The following is a 16,431-nucleotide window of genomic DNA, read 5'->3' as shown; positions in this document are numbered from 1 at the left end:
GAGACTTGTGAAAAAGGTAGCAAACAAAATGCTCATTCGTAAGCGAGTTATTATTTGTAACAGACTGATCTGCAAAATATATTGCTGTCATGCTATACTGTTGAAACAACGTAGACAGGAGCAATGATAGTATGCTGAATAAATATGATTATTATTATGGTGCCTTCCTATCCAAACTGGTATCCATGCAGATTGTGCCGGCATTGATCGAGGAAAGTAAGGAAAGGCGGGTCTACCAGCTTGAGACACGCTCGAATCGGATGAAAGTGTACTCCAAGTACGCGACTAGTACGACCAATACATGGAATTTTCGGTTTTCGGAAGAGGAAAGGGAGCGGCTGCTGCAATGGTCCGATGAAGATCGGGAACAGCTTTTCGTCCTGATTTGCAGTAAAAAAGACCTTCTTGGGGGAGAAATCGCCATTCTGACATTCGACCAGCTGCTGGCTTGTATGGATATCCGGGAAAAATATAAGGAAGCAAGCTTTAGGGTTGCAATCAGGAAAAAGAAACATAGTCCCTTCCTTTATGCATACGGAACTTCCCGGAGCTTGGATGATGCCTTGCCAGTAACGCGTAATTTCGCGGATTTATTATTGCATACATCGATACCTGAGCCAGTATAAAGAAGTGTATAGCAGAAAATAGCTATGCATTTTTTCTATATAGGAAAGAAAGCGGATTCAAAAAAGTTACACAAAGGACTAAATATCTATTACAATGTCGGTATGAATAAAAAAGGAGAAAGTCTATGGGGAAATCCTTTTCTGTCCAAAAGGTATTGAATAATAATGTACTGATTGCCGAAAATGAGGAGAAAAAAGAAGTCGTGCTGATCGGTAAAGGCATCGGTTTCGGAAAGAAAGCAGGCAGCACACTGGTAGAAGGCGACTTTGAAAAGCTGTTTGTGCTTCAGGATGAGAAGGAACAGAACAGCTACAAGAAGATGCTGGATCATATCGATGAAGAATTGGTTGCGGTGATGAATGATGTGATCCATTTGATTGCAGAGCGGATGGACCAGCCGCTGAATGAGCATATCCACATTGGATTGACGGATCATTTGGCTTTTGCGATGAAACGTCTGGAAGAGGGGCTGGGTATCAAGAATCCCTTTGCTGTTGAAACAAAATTCATCTATCCCAAGGAATACAGCGTTGCCAGTGAGGCGGTATCCCTTTTGAATGAAAGGCTCGGTATCCACCTGCCGGAGGGGGAAATCGGTTTTATTGCCCTGCATATCCACAGTGCCTGTATCAACCAGCCGGTAGGGGAGCTCAGTCAATATACAAGGCTGATTGCACAGATGTTCAAGGTCATCGAAGCGAGTCTGGATATTACAGTGGATCGGGAAAGCATCAATTATATAAGGCTTGTCCGCCATCTCCGTTTTGCAATCGACCGGATAAAACGGGAAGAGGAGGTCCGGGAGCCTGAAAAGATCATGAATCTATTGAAAACCGAATATCCGCTGTGCTATAATACTGCGTGGAAGCTAGTCAAAATATTACAGCATACGTTAAAACGTCCAGTGCCAGAAGCAGAGGCAGTCTATCTCACTTTGCATCTGTACCGTTTGACCAATAAAATATAATGTGCATTGCAAATGTACGTGTAACTGATTTGATCAGGCATGGGGATTAAGGATGCGCAAGAAGAATTTCATTCTTTTTGTGTTACCATCTTTATCTCTCGTGTCTTTTTTTATTGACCTTGGGTGAAACCGTTGTCATGACTCTGGGGAGATGGGAGATGAATAGGATGAAAAACGCTTTTGGTATCTTGCAGAAAATCGGCCGGGCACTCATGCTTCCTGTTGCGATACTGCCTGCAGCCGGTATTTTGCTCGCAATGGGGGATGCACTCCAGAATCCTGACTTGATAGGGAATATCGGAATCCTTAATAGCACATGGGTCCAGCTCATTGCTTCTGTCATGCAAAGTGCGGGGGATATCGTCTTTGCTAACTTGCCGCTGTTATTTGCGGTTGGAGTTGCCATCGGGCTTGCCAATGGTGATGGCGTAGCAGGTATTGCTGCGATCATCGGTTATCTGATCATGAACGTGACGATGAGTGCGGTGCTCATCGCTAATGGGAGCATTCCGGCGGATACTGTGGAACGGGCAGAATTTTTCACGGGAAATCATCCAGCCTATGCAACGATGCTCGGGATACCGACGCTCGCCACCGGGGTATTCGGCGGTATCATAGTCGGGGTGCTGGCAGCTATCATGTTCAATAAATTCTATAAGATTGAATTGCCGCAGTATCTGGGCTTTTTCGCCGGTAAACGCTTTGTCCCGATTGTCACATCGATAGCCTCGTTGGCTCTCGGTCTGGGGATGCTGGTTGTCTGGCCGCCGATCCAACAGGCTTTGAATAGCTTCTCAAACGGTCTGTTATCATCCAATATGACGCTTACAGCCTTCATTTTCGGTGTTATCGAGCGAGCATTGATTCCATTTGGGTTGCATCATATCTTCTATTCGCCGTTCTGGTATGAGTTCTTCAGCTATACGAATACGGCAGGAGAGCTGATCCGCGGGGATCAGCGTATTTTCATGGCGCAAATCAGGGATGGAGCAGAGCTGACGGCAGGTACATTCATGACTGGCAGATATCCGTTCATGCTGTTCGGTTTGCCGGCTGCAGCTTTGGCTATTTATCACGAAGCAAGCCCGGCAAGGAAGAAGGTTGTGGCTGGCTTGATGGGTTCAGCGGCACTGACTTCCTTCTTGACAGGAATCACCGAACCGCTTGAGTTCTCTTTCCTGTTCGTGGCACCACTATTGTACGCAGTACACTGTGTATTGGCTGGAATCTCCTATATGACGATGTACATGCTGGATATTAAAGTCGGAATGACATTCTCCGGTGGATTCATTGATTTCTTCCTGTATGGAATCCTCCCGAACAGGACGGATTGGTGGCTGGTCATTCCAGTAGGTCTGGCTATTGCGGTAATCTACTATTCCGTATTCCGATTCGCCATCCGTAAATTCGATCTCATGACGCCAGGTCGTGAAAAAGGAACGGGGGAAGAAGCAAACGGGAATAACGCCCATATTGGAGGATTGGCGTATCACGTGCTCGAGGCGATGGGAGATAAAGAAAATATCAAACATTTGGATTCCTGTATCACACGTCTTCGGGTAACAGTGAATGATAAAAATAAAGTCGATAAAGATGCATTGAAGAAACTTGGTGCCACAGGAGTACTGGAAATCGGCAACAATATGCAGGCGATTTTTGGACCGATATCGGAAGGCCTGAAAGAACAGATGCAGGATATCATGCTTGGAAAGATACCAAGATCTCAAATCGAGGCTGCTTCTGCGGCAGAAGGCGGCCGGCAGGTCGAGAGCGGCATGGGAGACCCGCTCCCATTCGACCCAAAAGCGAATGTCTTTGTCATCCCGATGTCCGGGACGCTGCGTTCCTTGGAGGATGTGCCGGATGAGGTGTTCTCGGAGAGGATGATGGGCGATGGATTCGCCATCGAGCCGATTGATGGCACGGTTGTTTCTCCGGTGAATGGGAAAGTGATCAATGTTTTCCCGACGAAGCATGCGATTGGACTACTGTCAGATAACGGCCGTGAAGTGCTGATCCATATCGGTTTGGAAACAGTTAATCTGAAAGGGGCAGGTTTCGAGGTCTTCGTGAAAGAGGGAGACCGGGTCACTGCAGGCCAGCAGCTTTTAGAAGCGGATATTCCCAAATTGAAAACACAAGTGCCTTCCTTGCTCACACCAGTAGTATTCACGAATCTAGGGGCTGCCGAGAGGGTTGCTTTCCAAGAAGGCGAGCAAGTCAAAGCAGAGCAGCATAACAAAGTGAATATCGATACATTCTAAATAAAACAGCTATAGCGTTCTTGCTATAGCTGTTTTTTATTCGTTCAGATATGTTTTTTCGAGATAGTCCTCTTTATTGCCATACACTTTGACGATATGTGATTCCCCCCAGCTGCATAAGGAATCGAGAATTCCTTTCAGACTCCATCCATATTCACTAAGCTCATATTCGACTCGCGGCGGAAGTTCGTGATATTGAATTCGGTTGATGATTCCATCTGCTTCCAATTCCCGAAGCTGCTGAGTGAGCATTTTCTGGGAGATATTCGGCATGAGCCTCTTCAATTCGCTCGTTCTTCTCTTTCCATGCGTCAGATGACATAGGATGACAGTCTTCCACTTCCCGCCGATTACTTCCAGCGTTGCTTCCACGGATATATTATATTTTTTCTTCAAGCTATTTCCTCCTTTAATAGGTACTAAAAGGTACCTATAGCACAAAAAAGTACGTACTGTTCAAGCTGTACCTTATACGACATAATATCATTACTCCAGCAAAAGCGGGAGATAAAAGAACGGAAAGGAAACGTAGTATGAAAGGAAAACAAACGTTTGCCTTGATCGCCTTGGCTATTACAGCTTTTGCGATCGGCACAACAGAATTCATCAGTGTCGGTCTGTTGCCGCTGATTGCGGATGACTTTCAATCATCAGTGCAGGCGGCCGGACTTACCGTATCCCTATATGCCATCGGGGTCGTTATCGGAGCTCCGATCCTGACACCGATGCTTTCCAGCATACCGAAAAAGAAGCAGCTTCTTTTGGTCGTGCTAGTCTTTTTGATAGGTAATAGTATAGCCGCTGCCGCTCCGAGTATGTCCATTTTACTTGCGGCGCGTTTCATATCAGCTTTGGCACATGGCGTATTCATGTCGATCGGCTCGACGATTGCTGCCAGTCTGGTTCCGCAGGATAAGCGGGCTGGAGCGATCAGTATCATGTTCACAGGACTTACTGTCGCCACCATCACCGGAGTTCCATTCGGTACATTCATCGGGCAGCAGCTGGATTGGCGATTGGCATTTCTATTTATAGTGGTGATTGGACTTTTCGCTGGGCTGGCTAATTTGGCTTTGCTGCCGAATAACCTTCCTAAAGGTGTAAAAGTACATCTGAAAGATCAAGGGAGCCTTTTGCGATCGGTGCCTATCTTGCTCGTTCTTATCATCACGGCGCTAGGCTATGGTGGTACATTCGTCGTCTTTACGTATTTGTCACCACTGCTGCAGCAAATAAGCGGATTCCAGCCAGAGACAGTGACGTGGCTGCTGCTGGTGTACGGTGTGGCAGTTGCCATCGGAAATATTGCTGGAGGTAAGCTTGCCAATAAACGGCCCGTCCATGCTTTATTTTATATGTTCATCATACAAGCAGTCGTGCTGGCAGCTTTGTATATCACGCTGCCGGTCAAATGGGTCGGTTTGATCTTTATATTGCTGATGGGATTATTCGCGTTCATGAACGTTCCAGGTTTGCAATCCTATATCGTTGTGCTTGCGGAGCGGCTTGCACCGCAGGCAGTCGATGTTGCATCTGCTTGGAATATAGCTGCTTTCAATGCCGGTATTGCCCTTGGCTCTTATTTGGGTGGAGTAATCACGGATCAATTCGATCTCCTCCATACAAGCTGGGTAGCGGCCATCATGGTTGCAGCAGCAGTCGGTTTAACGGCAATTTCGAGGAAATTGGAAAACAAAGGAGAAATATCTCATGAAATCAGTAAAGCTCAATAATGGCAATTCTATGCCGATGCTAGGTTACGGCGTCTTTCGTGTAAAAGATGGAAATGAACTGGCTGATAAGGTTTATTTTGCCATCGAACAAGGCTATCGCAGCATTGATACAGCGGCGATTTATGGTAATGAAGCAAGTGTCGGGGAAGGGATCAATCGGGCCATTGAAGCAGGGATTGTGAAAAGGGATGAGTTGTTTGTCACCTCTAAAGTGTGGAATGCAGGCCTGACGTCCGACCAGACGAAAGCAGCTTATGACGAAAGTCTGGAAAAGATGCAGCTGGACTATTTGGACCTTTATTTGATTCACTGGCCGGGAAAAGATAAGTTCAAAGAGCCTTATCGAGCACTGGAGGAACTTTACAAAGATGAGAAAGTGAAGGCGATCGGCGTCAGCAACTTCCAAGTGCATCATTTGGAAGAATTGCTAAGTACCGCATCCATCGTGCCTGCAGTCAATCAGGTAGAATTCCATCCCCGTCTGATCCAAGAAGAACTTCGGGCGTATATGGAAGGTAAGGGAATACTGCTGGAAGCGTGGTCTCCGCTTATGAACGGTGAACTCCTAGGACATCCATTGCTCCAGGAGCTATCTGGAAAATACAGCAAGTCTCCGGCACAAATCGTTCTTCGCTGGGATATCGAGCATGGTGGTATCACAATCCCGAAATCGATGACAGATAGAAGGATCATCGAAAACAAAGATATCTTTGATTTTGAGATTGATCCAGCGGATATGGAGCGTTTGGACCAATTGGATGATGGTACGCGCAGCGGACCGCACCCGGATGAATTTGATTTCTGATCAAAATAAAGCAGCTGTCTTTTGCAGACAGCTGCTCATTTTTTATTTGTATTGTTTCAGCCATTGTCTCCACTTTGATTTTACGGCTTTCAGCAAGGATTCAGCGGTTTTGTCATGCTTTTGTTTCTGGTATTCCATGTAGCTGGCAGAAGCAATCAGGAGTAAGCCTGCCCCGATAAGGTAAAGCCACCAAGGTGCGCTGCCCCAGAGCATACGGGTGTTGAAGAATAAATTAAATGCAACGGTGATGGTCCCTGTCAGGAAGTATGCACGATATTTCCGTAAAAATCCGGTGACAGCTGCTGCCAAGGAGAGGCTGCCAAGGGACAGTGCATCATAAATCGTCATTGTAGACAATCCATCTATCACAAGAATACCAAAGCCAATGGATAACAAAATCAGCTCAATATGCGGCGTCACAGCCGGATCATAAAAGAACAGACGCAAAATGATCAGCACTAGCAAGGCAATCGGTACAATGTATAACTCTGTCGTTAAATATGGACTGATATCCGCAATCTGAAGCGCAAGTATATATGGATACAGACAGGATATGATGGCGGACAGCCGAATATAGCGCTTCTCGGCTGCAGGTGCCGTGTATCTGCCGATTGCAAATAACAATGCTGGTACGGTCAAACCAAATAACGTATCTGCCAAGCCTGATTCATAAGCAATGACGCCAGCCAGGCTGCCGATGAATGCATAAACGATGGCTGAGATCCGGTAAATATCCACTCTATTCCAGACAGAGTCCTTATCAGTTTTGGCAACGAAGGATCGGTAGTTGCTGAAGCTGACAACAGCCAAGCCTATTGCGCCAGCAAGCAGTAAGTAAGCTGTCCGGATGCCCTCGCCTATTGTGCCATACAAAAGGATGATGGCTAGAAGCAGGAACAATGTGCAGGAAGACACGAGGTCCAACCGCCACTTGTACTGCTGATAAACTGCAATCGAACCAACGATGATGGATAATAAAATGATTTGCCAGGAGAACAAAATGGCAAGCTCCATCAAAGCGAATAGCAGCATGGAATTATAAATGGCCAAAAGGCTGAGTCTCAGGAAATTGCGCCACTTTGGCAGCAGTGCATACACACTGGCTGTGCAAATCGCTGTCAGTGCTGCAGCTAATGTCATCGGATGGGTCAAACTCGTGTACTGATACAAGTGTGTGATTGCCAGGATGAAGATCATGAAAATACTGACATTGGCAAAGATGAACTTCTCCGCAACTCTCGGTGCCCGATGTGCAGAAAAAACAAACTGGGCAAGCGGTAGGAACAGCCAGGCTGGCGGAATCAGCTCAAGACTTTGCGCAAGGAATACCCACATGATGGCGAATACAGCGACAGCATGACTGCACCAGAAGAAATACACAGCTCCGATCAGCGTTCGTCTTTGAATGAAGAAGCTTCCAGCAAACAAAAGCAAGGCGCATGCAATTATAGAACCGGCGGCAGCATTAGGACCTTCGATTCCAAGTAAGTTCTGAAGGGATGCATAAGACACAATCATCGAACAAAGCACAGCTGCCCACAATGGATGCTTGCGGAATATGGCAAGGGCAATGAACTGGATGCCGACATTGACCAGAGTGACCGCCGTGACTGTGATGGACGGCAGATTCCATGATAAGATGGCTATCAAAGCAGCCAAGCCCTGCAGGATCTGACCGGTCAGGAAGAATGACAGAAATAAGGGACGATACTGGTATTTGCGGCATAGGAAAGCGATGGCCAAAGCGATCATCGCAATCAAAGTTGCATGACCGGAAATACCGAATTGCTGCTGATAGAATTCATTTTCCGTATACAGTCTGTAACCGCCAAGATACAGGGCGGCAATCAAGCTGACAGGTGTAATGATTTTACTGATGAGAACGATTTCGTTGTTCTCTTTGCTGTAACAAAAGAAGCCGGCTGCAGCCATCAGTAAGAGGAGATAGCTGTTTGCCTCGTAAAAGCCATGCTGATGATTCACAAGGAATAAAGGAATGACTAGACCAACAGAAGTCCAAATGAGGCTTCCTTGGAATGGTTTCAAAATCGTCTTTTGCGGCCATATATAACAATATGCCAGCCCGATGAAAGCCAATGTTGCAAATATGCTTGTGCGCAGCCAAATCGGTGCCCCGACCATATAAAGCAGCCAGTAAACGACAACTAATAATAGCCCGACACTTGGATAGCTATAATGGACATTCCGTGATGCTGCCGTCCACACTGTATATTGGAGGAGCAGGAACAAGATTCCGATCAAGTACGCCCAATCAAAAGTGAAATAATAGATAAGAACCGTGAAAATAATGAAAAGAAAACCGTTTATAGCATGGATCAAGCATTCATAGACTATTTGCATCCATCTTGGTAAATTCCAAGTCAATAACACTAAAATGAATCCGATGGAAAGGAATTGACCAAGAAACATGTTGAAATAAGAATCAATCTCCAGAAGGAGCAGGATACCTGAAATCAAAGTGAAAGCCATGAACCCGAAATGATAAAGCCTGCTGAAATTCTTGGCAGCCAGGATCAAAGCGCTGATTCCGATCAGCAGCAAAGTCAGGTCATAAGTGATGGCACTGCTCATGAGAAGGATGGTGATGATTGCTTCCGTTCCAAGCTTCATTTGCAGATAATAGGGCCAATAGTGCTGCAGTGCCTCCAGTCTGAATGATTTGCGGATCCTTCGCTCGAATAGAAGCAGCAAGATATTGGCCAGCTGTAAACAAAATAAGAAGGCGCTGTACGTGGTCGTCACATACAGCAATGCCGAGATCAATGTGGTCGATAAACCGGCATAGGTCACCCAAATGAATGCTTTGGAACCTGTACGCGCTGCCACGGAATAGTACAAGGCAGTACAGCCGAATGCCGCGATTGTCCCTATCAAAGCTGCCCCATCACCGCCGAAGGACAAATAGCTGCCGAACAGCTGATAATAAGAAGCTGAGAAAATAACAATCGGCACGAACAGTGCTGCCAGCATCAAGAAGGCGAAGGCAGTCTGCGGGATGGCAACCTTATAGCTGGTATAGCTCAGCCCTGCGAACAGGAAAGGAATCAAACTGATCAAGAGCACTTTTCCTAAAGAAGAGAAGTTCCCCCAGTTGGAAGTGCCAAGATATAATCCGCCGAAAAACAGCATGATGATTCCAAGGACAAGGATGATTGTCAGATTGCGTTCCCGGATTTGCTCGGGAGTCTTTTGTTTTATAGGCTTTGGGCTGACGGATGCATGACTTGTCATGGCAGGTTTTCGCAAAACTTGCATCTGTTCCGTGGCTGCAGCTGTCTGCTGCTCAGGCGGCGAAGCTTTTTTAGCCTGAGCTGAGGCATCCCCAATCCGTTTGGTTCGGTAACCTGTCAAAACACTTCCGTATGTTTCCTTAGATATGTAGCCTTGCGCGAATAAATCCTGGAGCTTCTGTTCAAATAGATCCCCGGATTTATCAGGAGGCGTATTATCCATTTTTTCACCCCCACGATGAGATGGTTTTAATTTCCACATCTCATTATATAGAAGTGTGACTTGTCTGAAAAGACGCGTCATTCCTTTCATTTCGGTTTTCTGTTATGATAGGCGGTAGAAAACGTGAACGAGGCTGTTCATATAGAAGGAGAATGAATATGAAGGATTTTCTACAATTAAAGGATAAGCACATCGTGATCATGGGTGTGGCGAATGATCGCAGCATTGCGTGGGGCGTTGCGCAATCGTTATATGCTGCTGGTGCGAAACTGATTTTTACATACCGTCAGGAGCGTTCCGCCAAAAAGCTGAACAAGCTGCTGGAGAAAAATGAGATGGAAGCGGCAGTCATCCAATGTGATGTCAATGATGATGACAGCATTGCTTCTGCATTTGCTGAAATCAAGGAAAAATACACAACTGTCCACGGACTGGTGCATTCTGTTGCGCATGCTCACAAAGAGGATCTGAACGGCGATTTCATCGATACTTCCCGTGATGGCTATGCATTTGCGCAAGATACAAGTGCCTATTCGCTTGTAGCTGTAGCGAAAGCAGTCCGCCCGCTGATGACAGAAGGCGGTTCAATCGTGACGATGAGCTATCTAGGAGCTGACCGTGTGCTTCAAGGCTATAATGTCATGGGTGTTGCAAAGGCTGCCTTGGAAGCAAGCGTGCGCTATCTGGCCAATGACCTTGGCCCGGATAATATCCGTATCAACGCCATTTCTGCAGGTCCAATCCGTACATTGGCCGCAAAAGGTGTACCATCTTTCAATGACATTCTTTCCAAGGTGGAAGAAACGGCACCGCTTCGCCGCAATGTATCTGCCGAGGAAGTAGGCGACATGACTGTCGGCCTTTTAGGTGCATTATCCCGAGGCGTGACTGGTGAAATCGTTTATGTGGATGCTGGTTTCAACATCATCGGCATCGGCTGATTTATTTTTAAACCCGCACTGATCGTTTGATTGGTGCGGGTTTTTTATATATCTGAAAATGACCACCCGCAATGGGGAGGCATGCATTTATAAGGGCTGATTTCTTGGAAAAGCCAGATTGATGTGATCTGGCTTTTTGTTTATGGAAAAAAGTTCTTTGCAATTGGTGAACGTTAGTGTATACTTCGGTGTATGTGTACTACTATAACTAATACAGTTAATACAGAAGCCTGGATGAGGTGAATTCATGTTCGAACTTGACTTGCGAAGCGGCAAACCAATTTATGAACAAATCGTGGATAAGTTCAAGGAATTGATCATCAATCAGGTGCTGGAAACAGACGAGAAGCTCCCTTCGGTACGGGAACTTGCCCAGCAGCTGACGATCAATCCGAATACAATCCAAAAAGCATACCGTGAATTAGAAAATCAGGAATTGATTTATTCCGTGAAGGGACGGGGGAGTTTCGTGAATGCGATTAACGAAAAGGTCGATCCGCAAAAAGTGAAGCGAATGCAGGAAGAATTGAAAAAGCTGCTGACTGAAGCGCTGTATATCGGGATGTCGGCTGATGAAATTCGGGATATAGTGGAGCAGCAGCTGCGTAATGGGGGAGGGAGCGACACATGATCAAAGCAGTGGAAATCAGTAAGAAGTTCGATCACAAGCAAGTGCTGGATCAGGTCGGTTTCCAAGTGAGAAAAGGGACGATCTACGGCCTGCTTGGCTCGAATGGTGCTGGGAAGACAACCATCATGCGTATCCTTGCCGGCATCCTGAAGCAGGACAGAGGCAGTGTGTTGATTGACGGCAAATCTGTATTTGAGAATGTGAAGCTGAAACAGCGCATCATTTTCATGCCGGACATCCTTTACTTTTTCCCGCAATATACAGTGAAGCAAATGGGGCAGTATTATGCGGAAATGTACGCAGGGTGGGATCAGCAGCGTTACGATCAGCTGATCAGCCAATTCAAGCTGGAGAACAAGAAAGTAGCGACCTTTTCAAAAGGAATGCAGCGGCAAGTTGCTTTCTGCCTGGCTTTGGCAGCCAAGCCGGACTATCTGATCATGGATGAACCACTGGATGGGTTGGACGCAGTCGTGCGTCAGCGGATAAAAGGACTGCTCATCAAAGATGTTGCGGAAAGGGAAATGACCGTGATCATCTCTTCCCACAACCTGCGGGAAATGGAAAATCTCTGTGATGATGTCGGTATCGTACATAAAGGAAAAATGGTGCTGGAGCGCAACCTGGATGATATGAAAACAGAGGTGCAGAAGGTCCAATTCGCATTACGGAAGGGTCAGGATATGAGCTTTTTGGATAAGCTCCACATCCTTCATCAGGAAAAACGAGGCAGTATTCATCTGCTGATCGTCAAAGCGGAGCGTCAGGAAGCAGAAGCGATACTTGCAGCACAAAATCCTGTCGTGCTTGATATGCTCCCGCTATCCCTGGAAGAGATCTTTATTTATGAAATGGGAGGTGCCGGCTATGCCATTGAAAACGTCCTTGATTAAGAAACAGCTTATTAACTTTGATATTCGACAGGTCGGCTGGCTCAGTGTGCTGTATTTCTTGGCGCTGTTTTTCATTTTGCCACTACAAATAATCATCCAGTATACGGATCCGCAGTCGAGACAGTATATGGAAAAAGGAGATTTATTCGTATATTCTCCTGATATCCAATGGATCCTCTCCATAACAGTGCCGGTCCTTTTGGCAATATTGCTGTTTCGTTACTTGCATAAAAAACAGGTATCCGATTTCGTTCACAGTATGCCTATCAAAAGGGTGTCCTTGTTCCATCATCATTTGATCACGGGTATGGTATTGTTGATTATTCCCATTTTACTGAATGCGCTACTTCTTTTGGCTTTACGTGCTTTTGCTGATATAGGGGATTATTTCACTGCCATGCATGTTTTAGCCTGGCTGGGTGTGCTGTTATTCCTGAATACTCTCATGCTGCTTGCCACAGTATTCACAGGGATGATCACGGGCATGTTTTCCATGCATTTCATACTCACTTATATCTTTGTGTTGCTGCCTGCCGGTCTTGTTCTGCTGGTGCTGGCAAACATGAGCATATTATTCGTCGGATTCCCAGTTGAATATTACTTGGAATTGGCAATTCACAAATTTTCGCCAATCTCTTATTTCTTTGTTAACTTCACTGCTACTTTGAATCTATCTTGGATTGTTATGTCAGCCTATACGGTGGCGGGCATCCTATTGTATCTTGCTGCATTATGGCTGTATGTCCACCGGCGGATAGAAGCAACATCTCAGGCAATCGTGTATCCTTTTATGCAGCCTGTCTTCCGATATGGTGTGACTTTCTGCTTTATGATGGCAGGGGGATACTATTTTCATGTGGCATCGTCTTCTTTCGGTTGGGTGTTATTCGGCTATGCGGTGGGATCGCTGATTGGTTTCATCATCGCCGAAGCAATACTGAGCAAGACATGGCGTATATACAATAGCTATAAATCATATCTGGCTTTCGTGATCTTCTTGGTCGTTGTGATGGTTGCTGCTAACCTTGCAAAAGGAAACTATGAAAATAGGATTCCTTCAGCTGATGCTGTAAAACAAGTGTATTTTGGGGACTTCTATAACTACACGGGAGAAATGGGAGACCCAGGCATCAAACCACTATATTTCACTGACAAGAAAGATATCGAATTGGTTCAGGAGCTGCATAGACAGGCCATAGAAGCTCCTGAAATAGATGGGTGGTATGAAGGTGATTTACGTACCGCGTTCTTTGTATATGAGATGAAAAACGGAAGTAAGGTAGTCCGATCTTATACGTATTCACTTGATGATGATCCGGAGCTGAAAAAACTCCAGTATGAAATCGAGGGATTGAATGCGTATAAGCATGCGAATAATCCGGTCTTCAATATAGCGTCGAGTGAAGTGTATGGTGTGGATGTACAATCAAATAATATTAAACAAAGCAGTACTACCATATCAGATCCAGAGTTGATTGACAGGCTTATAGAAGCTGTTAGAAAGGATATTGAGCTTGCGGATCCACAAACTGATCTGGAAGAAGTGCGTACTTATTCCATGGACCTATTGACAAATAAAGATCAAGGCTACTATTATCTCGAATTTGACGATAGTTATAAAAATACAATCAACGTATTGGAAGATGCGGGAGTGTATGAAGATTTACGCGTGTATCCGGATGATATATCCAGCATCAAATTAGAAGATTTTGAAAGAAACAATACAGTGACGGTAGAGAATAGAAAGGATATCGAGTATATCCTGAACCACGTCATTTACTATAGTGAAAACGAAGATTCTTATTATGTAAGGTTCAGCCTCAACAGAGGACAAAGCATGCAGGATGAACTGTCGATTGAATACGACGACCTTCCTGAATCAATCAAAAACCAACTGGAGGAATAAAACGTGGCAAGCGAATGTGTATATGTGATGGACTCGGTATTTCAGCATATCTATTCGCTCTACCATCGGCGGGTATATCGCGCGGCACGGAAGGTGCTGCGTGATCCGCAGCTGGCGGAGGATGCGGCGCAGGAAACATTCATCAAAGCTTACCGGAATCTGGACAAGCTGGGTGATATGGCAAAAGCGGGTGCGTGGCTGGCAACGATCGCTTCCCGCACGGCAATCGATATGCTGCGGAAAGAAGGGAAGAGAAAGTTCATCAGTATCGAGCTGGCCAGCTGGGAATTGGAGCAGCACTATCTAGAGCATATCGTCATCGAGGAAGTGGAGCTGCGGGAGACCAAACAGGAACTCCAGCAGGATATCCGGCAATTGAAGCCGAAGCTTCGGGAAGTACTGGCGCTGCGCTATGGGAAAGATATGAAAGAGAATGAGATCGCTGCTTCTTTATCCCTGCCGAAAGCAACAGTGAAAACAAGGCTATACCGCGCTAAAGCTGCTGTTAAACAAGCAAAGCTGCAGCGGGAGAGAATGGAGTGTATTTAAAGGATGCAGATAATCTGCATCCTTTCAGATTGTAGAGAAATCCCAGTTTCTCTACAATCTTTTTTTATTCGATACTCTTCTGCTTTCTTTAAAGGGCTGTTTTATAAAAAAGATAGCCAGCCACCTACCTATCCTAGCTTTGCTAGGTGGTTGGCTATCTTTTTTATGTTCTGACAGGTCGCTGTCATCAGCGCCTGTTCCTGCACTTTTTCTCTTCCTCGTAACCTACAATAGCGAAGCCCGTGGAGTTGTTTCGCATCCGCAAAGCTTCGCTCTATCGTTTCTTTTCGCAATTTATATAATAACTTTCCTGAGTGGCTCAGGCGATTTTCCCGCACCCAATCTTTACTACCTTCCCAAACATGCCTTGTGATAACTTTTCGATGATTTCTTGATTTCGTACATGTGGCCAACAGTGGGCAAGCAGTACATTGTTTAGGGTCAGATGCGTATTCTTTATACCCTTCTCGATTTGTTGTTCGCAGAGGTAATGTTTGTCCGTTTGGACAAACATAATGATCTTTCTCTGGGACATACTTGAACTTCCATTTAGGCATTAATCCTTTAGTAGGATGAAAACGTCGGTGACCGATGACAGCGAAAATATTCTGTTCATTCAAGGCGTGACAGATTGGCGTAGTGAGATAACCGGAGTCCAGAGCGACAGCTTCCACATCAAAATTAAAGCGTTCCTTCTGTCGTTCAAGGCGCTCCAAATAAGGCCGTGAATCGTGCACATTTCCGGCCGTGACATGGACATCGGTAATAATATTATATTTCATATCCGTAGTTCTATGATCTAAGTAGAAAAAGCCTTCAGGCTTTCCTTCTCGATACATATAGCCACTCTCTGGATCAGTCGTGCTTTCTTTCACTACTTTCGTTTCTGTCACCTCCTCTCGTGACTTTAAAGCTTTTTTCCTTGTTTTGTACGTTCTTCTTGGATTGCTTTATCCAATTCTTCCTGATATGAACGAGTAGCTTCCTGTACTTCCTTCTTGATGAACTTTCTTTTATTCGCATTGGCTTTTAAGTGGGTGGAATCAGTGAATAAGACGCGTCCTCCAACCATACGATGCTTCATTGCCTGTTCTACAATTTCATCAAAGATTTGTTGGAAGATATCTGTGCCCTTGAATCGATTACAACGATTCCAGCTTATTGTAGAGTGGTGAGGGACTGGGTCCGTGAGTTTAAGTCCTAAAAACCAACGGTAAGCAATGTTTGTCTGGATTTCTTTCTCTAATTGCCTTTCGGAACGGATACCGAAAAGGTAGCCGATAAAGATCATTTTAAAGAGGACAAGAGGATCTAGGGAAGGACGGCCATTGTCCGCCGAATAATAAGGACGAACTTTTTCACGGATGAAGGAGAAATCTATGTGGGTTTCTATCTTACGCAATAGGTGGTTTTCAGGGACAAGTTCTTCTATAGTTACGATTTCAAGAGCTGTTTGGTCATTCTCTCTGGAATTTAACATCTTGGCACCGCCTTTTAGTCGTTTCTTCTATTATAAAAAAGTAAGAAAAAGAAGTGAACTCAAAATAAAAAGGCTGTCGAGACTTTCTCGACAGCCTGAAAGGATGCAGATAATCTGCATCCTTTTTTTATATGTATTAGAAAACCCCTGGCTATGCCGGG

13 protein-coding genes are annotated in these 16,431 nt (G+C 45.4%); 10 read left to right on the top strand and 3 right to left on the bottom strand.

Going from position 1 to position 16,431, the window contains the following annotated elements; genetic code table 11:
• Positions 1-131 precede the first annotated feature (131 nt).
• The 3 genes from MHI54_RS06910 (at position 132) to ptsG (ending at position 3,858) form a co-directional block, all read left to right on the top strand.
• Entirely contained in the window at positions 132-626 is a 495-nt protein-coding gene (locus MHI54_RS06910; RefSeq protein WP_095217110.1) for a hypothetical protein, read from the top strand.
• Between the two features lie 125 nt (positions 627-751).
• Positions 752-1,594, top strand: coding sequence for a transcription antiterminator (locus MHI54_RS06905; RefSeq protein ID WP_095217111.1), 843 nt, complete (start codon positions 752-754; stop codon positions 1,592-1,594).
• 167 nt (positions 1,595-1,761) lie between these two features.
• On the top strand, positions 1,762-3,858 hold the full coding sequence (ptsG, locus tag MHI54_RS06900; RefSeq protein ID WP_095217112.1) for a glucose-specific PTS transporter subunit IIBC: 2,097 nt from the start codon (positions 1,762-1,764) through the stop codon (positions 3,856-3,858).
• A 36-nt stretch (positions 3,859-3,894) separates the two neighbouring features.
• Here ptsG and MHI54_RS06895 read toward each other — a convergent pair whose 3' ends face one another.
• On the bottom strand, positions 3,895-4,254 hold the full coding sequence (locus MHI54_RS06895) for a helix-turn-helix domain-containing protein (protein ID WP_095217113.1): 360 nt from the start codon (positions 4,252-4,254) through the stop codon (positions 3,895-3,897).
• A gap of 137 nt (positions 4,255-4,391) precedes the next feature.
• Between MHI54_RS06895 and MHI54_RS06890 the strand changes: the two genes are divergently transcribed.
• Both MHI54_RS06890 and MHI54_RS06885 read left to right on the top strand, forming a co-directional pair.
• Positions 4,392-5,591 carry an MFS transporter gene (locus MHI54_RS06890; RefSeq protein ID WP_095217114.1) on the top strand — a complete coding sequence of 400 codons (1,200 nt, stop codon included), beginning with the start codon at positions 4,392-4,394 and terminating at the stop codon, positions 5,589-5,591.
• Positions 5,569-6,396 carry an aldo/keto reductase gene (locus tag MHI54_RS06885; RefSeq protein WP_095217115.1) on the top strand — a complete coding sequence of 276 codons (828 nt, stop codon included), beginning with the start codon at positions 5,569-5,571 and terminating at the stop codon, positions 6,394-6,396. Before MHI54_RS06890 ends, MHI54_RS06885 begins: the two co-directional genes overlap by 23 nt.
• Positions 6,397-6,438: 42 nt before the next feature.
• On the opposite strand, the gene MHI54_RS06880 is transcribed toward MHI54_RS06885, so the two are convergent.
• Positions 6,439-9,870 (bottom strand): hypothetical protein, encoded by a 3,432-nt coding sequence (locus MHI54_RS06880; RefSeq protein ID WP_340082711.1) that lies wholly within the window; start codon positions 9,868-9,870, stop codon positions 6,439-6,441.
• A 158-nt stretch (positions 9,871-10,028) separates the two neighbouring features.
• Between MHI54_RS06880 and fabI the strand changes: the two genes are divergently transcribed.
• From fabI to MHI54_RS06855, 5 genes are all read left to right on the top strand, one after another.
• A complete protein-coding gene (gene fabI, locus MHI54_RS06875; RefSeq protein ID WP_095217117.1) occupies positions 10,029-10,811 on the top strand; it encodes an enoyl-ACP reductase FabI in 783 nt (260 codons plus the stop codon).
• 247 nt (positions 10,812-11,058) lie between these two features.
• Positions 11,059-11,442 (top strand): GntR family transcriptional regulator, encoded by a 384-nt coding sequence (locus MHI54_RS06870; RefSeq protein WP_095217118.1) that lies wholly within the window; start codon positions 11,059-11,061, stop codon positions 11,440-11,442.
• Positions 11,439-12,335, top strand: coding sequence for an ABC transporter ATP-binding protein (locus tag MHI54_RS06865; RefSeq protein ID WP_095217119.1), 897 nt, complete (start codon positions 11,439-11,441; stop codon positions 12,333-12,335). Before MHI54_RS06870 ends, MHI54_RS06865 begins: the two co-directional genes overlap by 4 nt.
• The gene (locus tag MHI54_RS06860) at positions 12,310-14,241 is read left to right on the top strand and encodes a DUF6449 domain-containing protein (protein WP_095217120.1); all 1,932 of its coding nucleotides are present in this window, start codon (positions 12,310-12,312) and stop codon (positions 14,239-14,241) included. The genes MHI54_RS06865 and MHI54_RS06860 overlap by 26 nt, the downstream gene beginning before the upstream one ends.
• A 3-nt stretch (positions 14,242-14,244) precedes the next feature.
• A complete protein-coding gene (locus MHI54_RS06855; protein ID WP_095217121.1) occupies positions 14,245-14,790 on the top strand; it encodes an RNA polymerase sigma factor in 546 nt (181 codons plus the stop codon).
• A 128-nt stretch (positions 14,791-14,918) separates the two neighbouring features.
• Here the strand turns inward: MHI54_RS06855 and MHI54_RS06850 are convergent.
• A protein-coding gene (locus MHI54_RS06850; protein ID WP_340081544.1) for an IS1182 family transposase occupies positions 14,919-16,270 on the bottom strand; the annotation gives its coding sequence in 2 pieces (ribosomal slippage) (positions 14,919-15,703 and positions 15,703-16,270; 1,353 coding nt in all).
• Positions 16,271-16,431 lie beyond the last annotated feature (161 nt).

Origin of the sequence: Terribacillus sp. FSL K6-0262 (genome assembly GCF_037977385.1) — a bacterium.
Lineage (GTDB): Bacteria > Bacillota > Bacilli > Bacillales > Amphibacillaceae > Terribacillus.
This window is presented reverse-complemented; position numbering and strand designations above follow the sequence as displayed.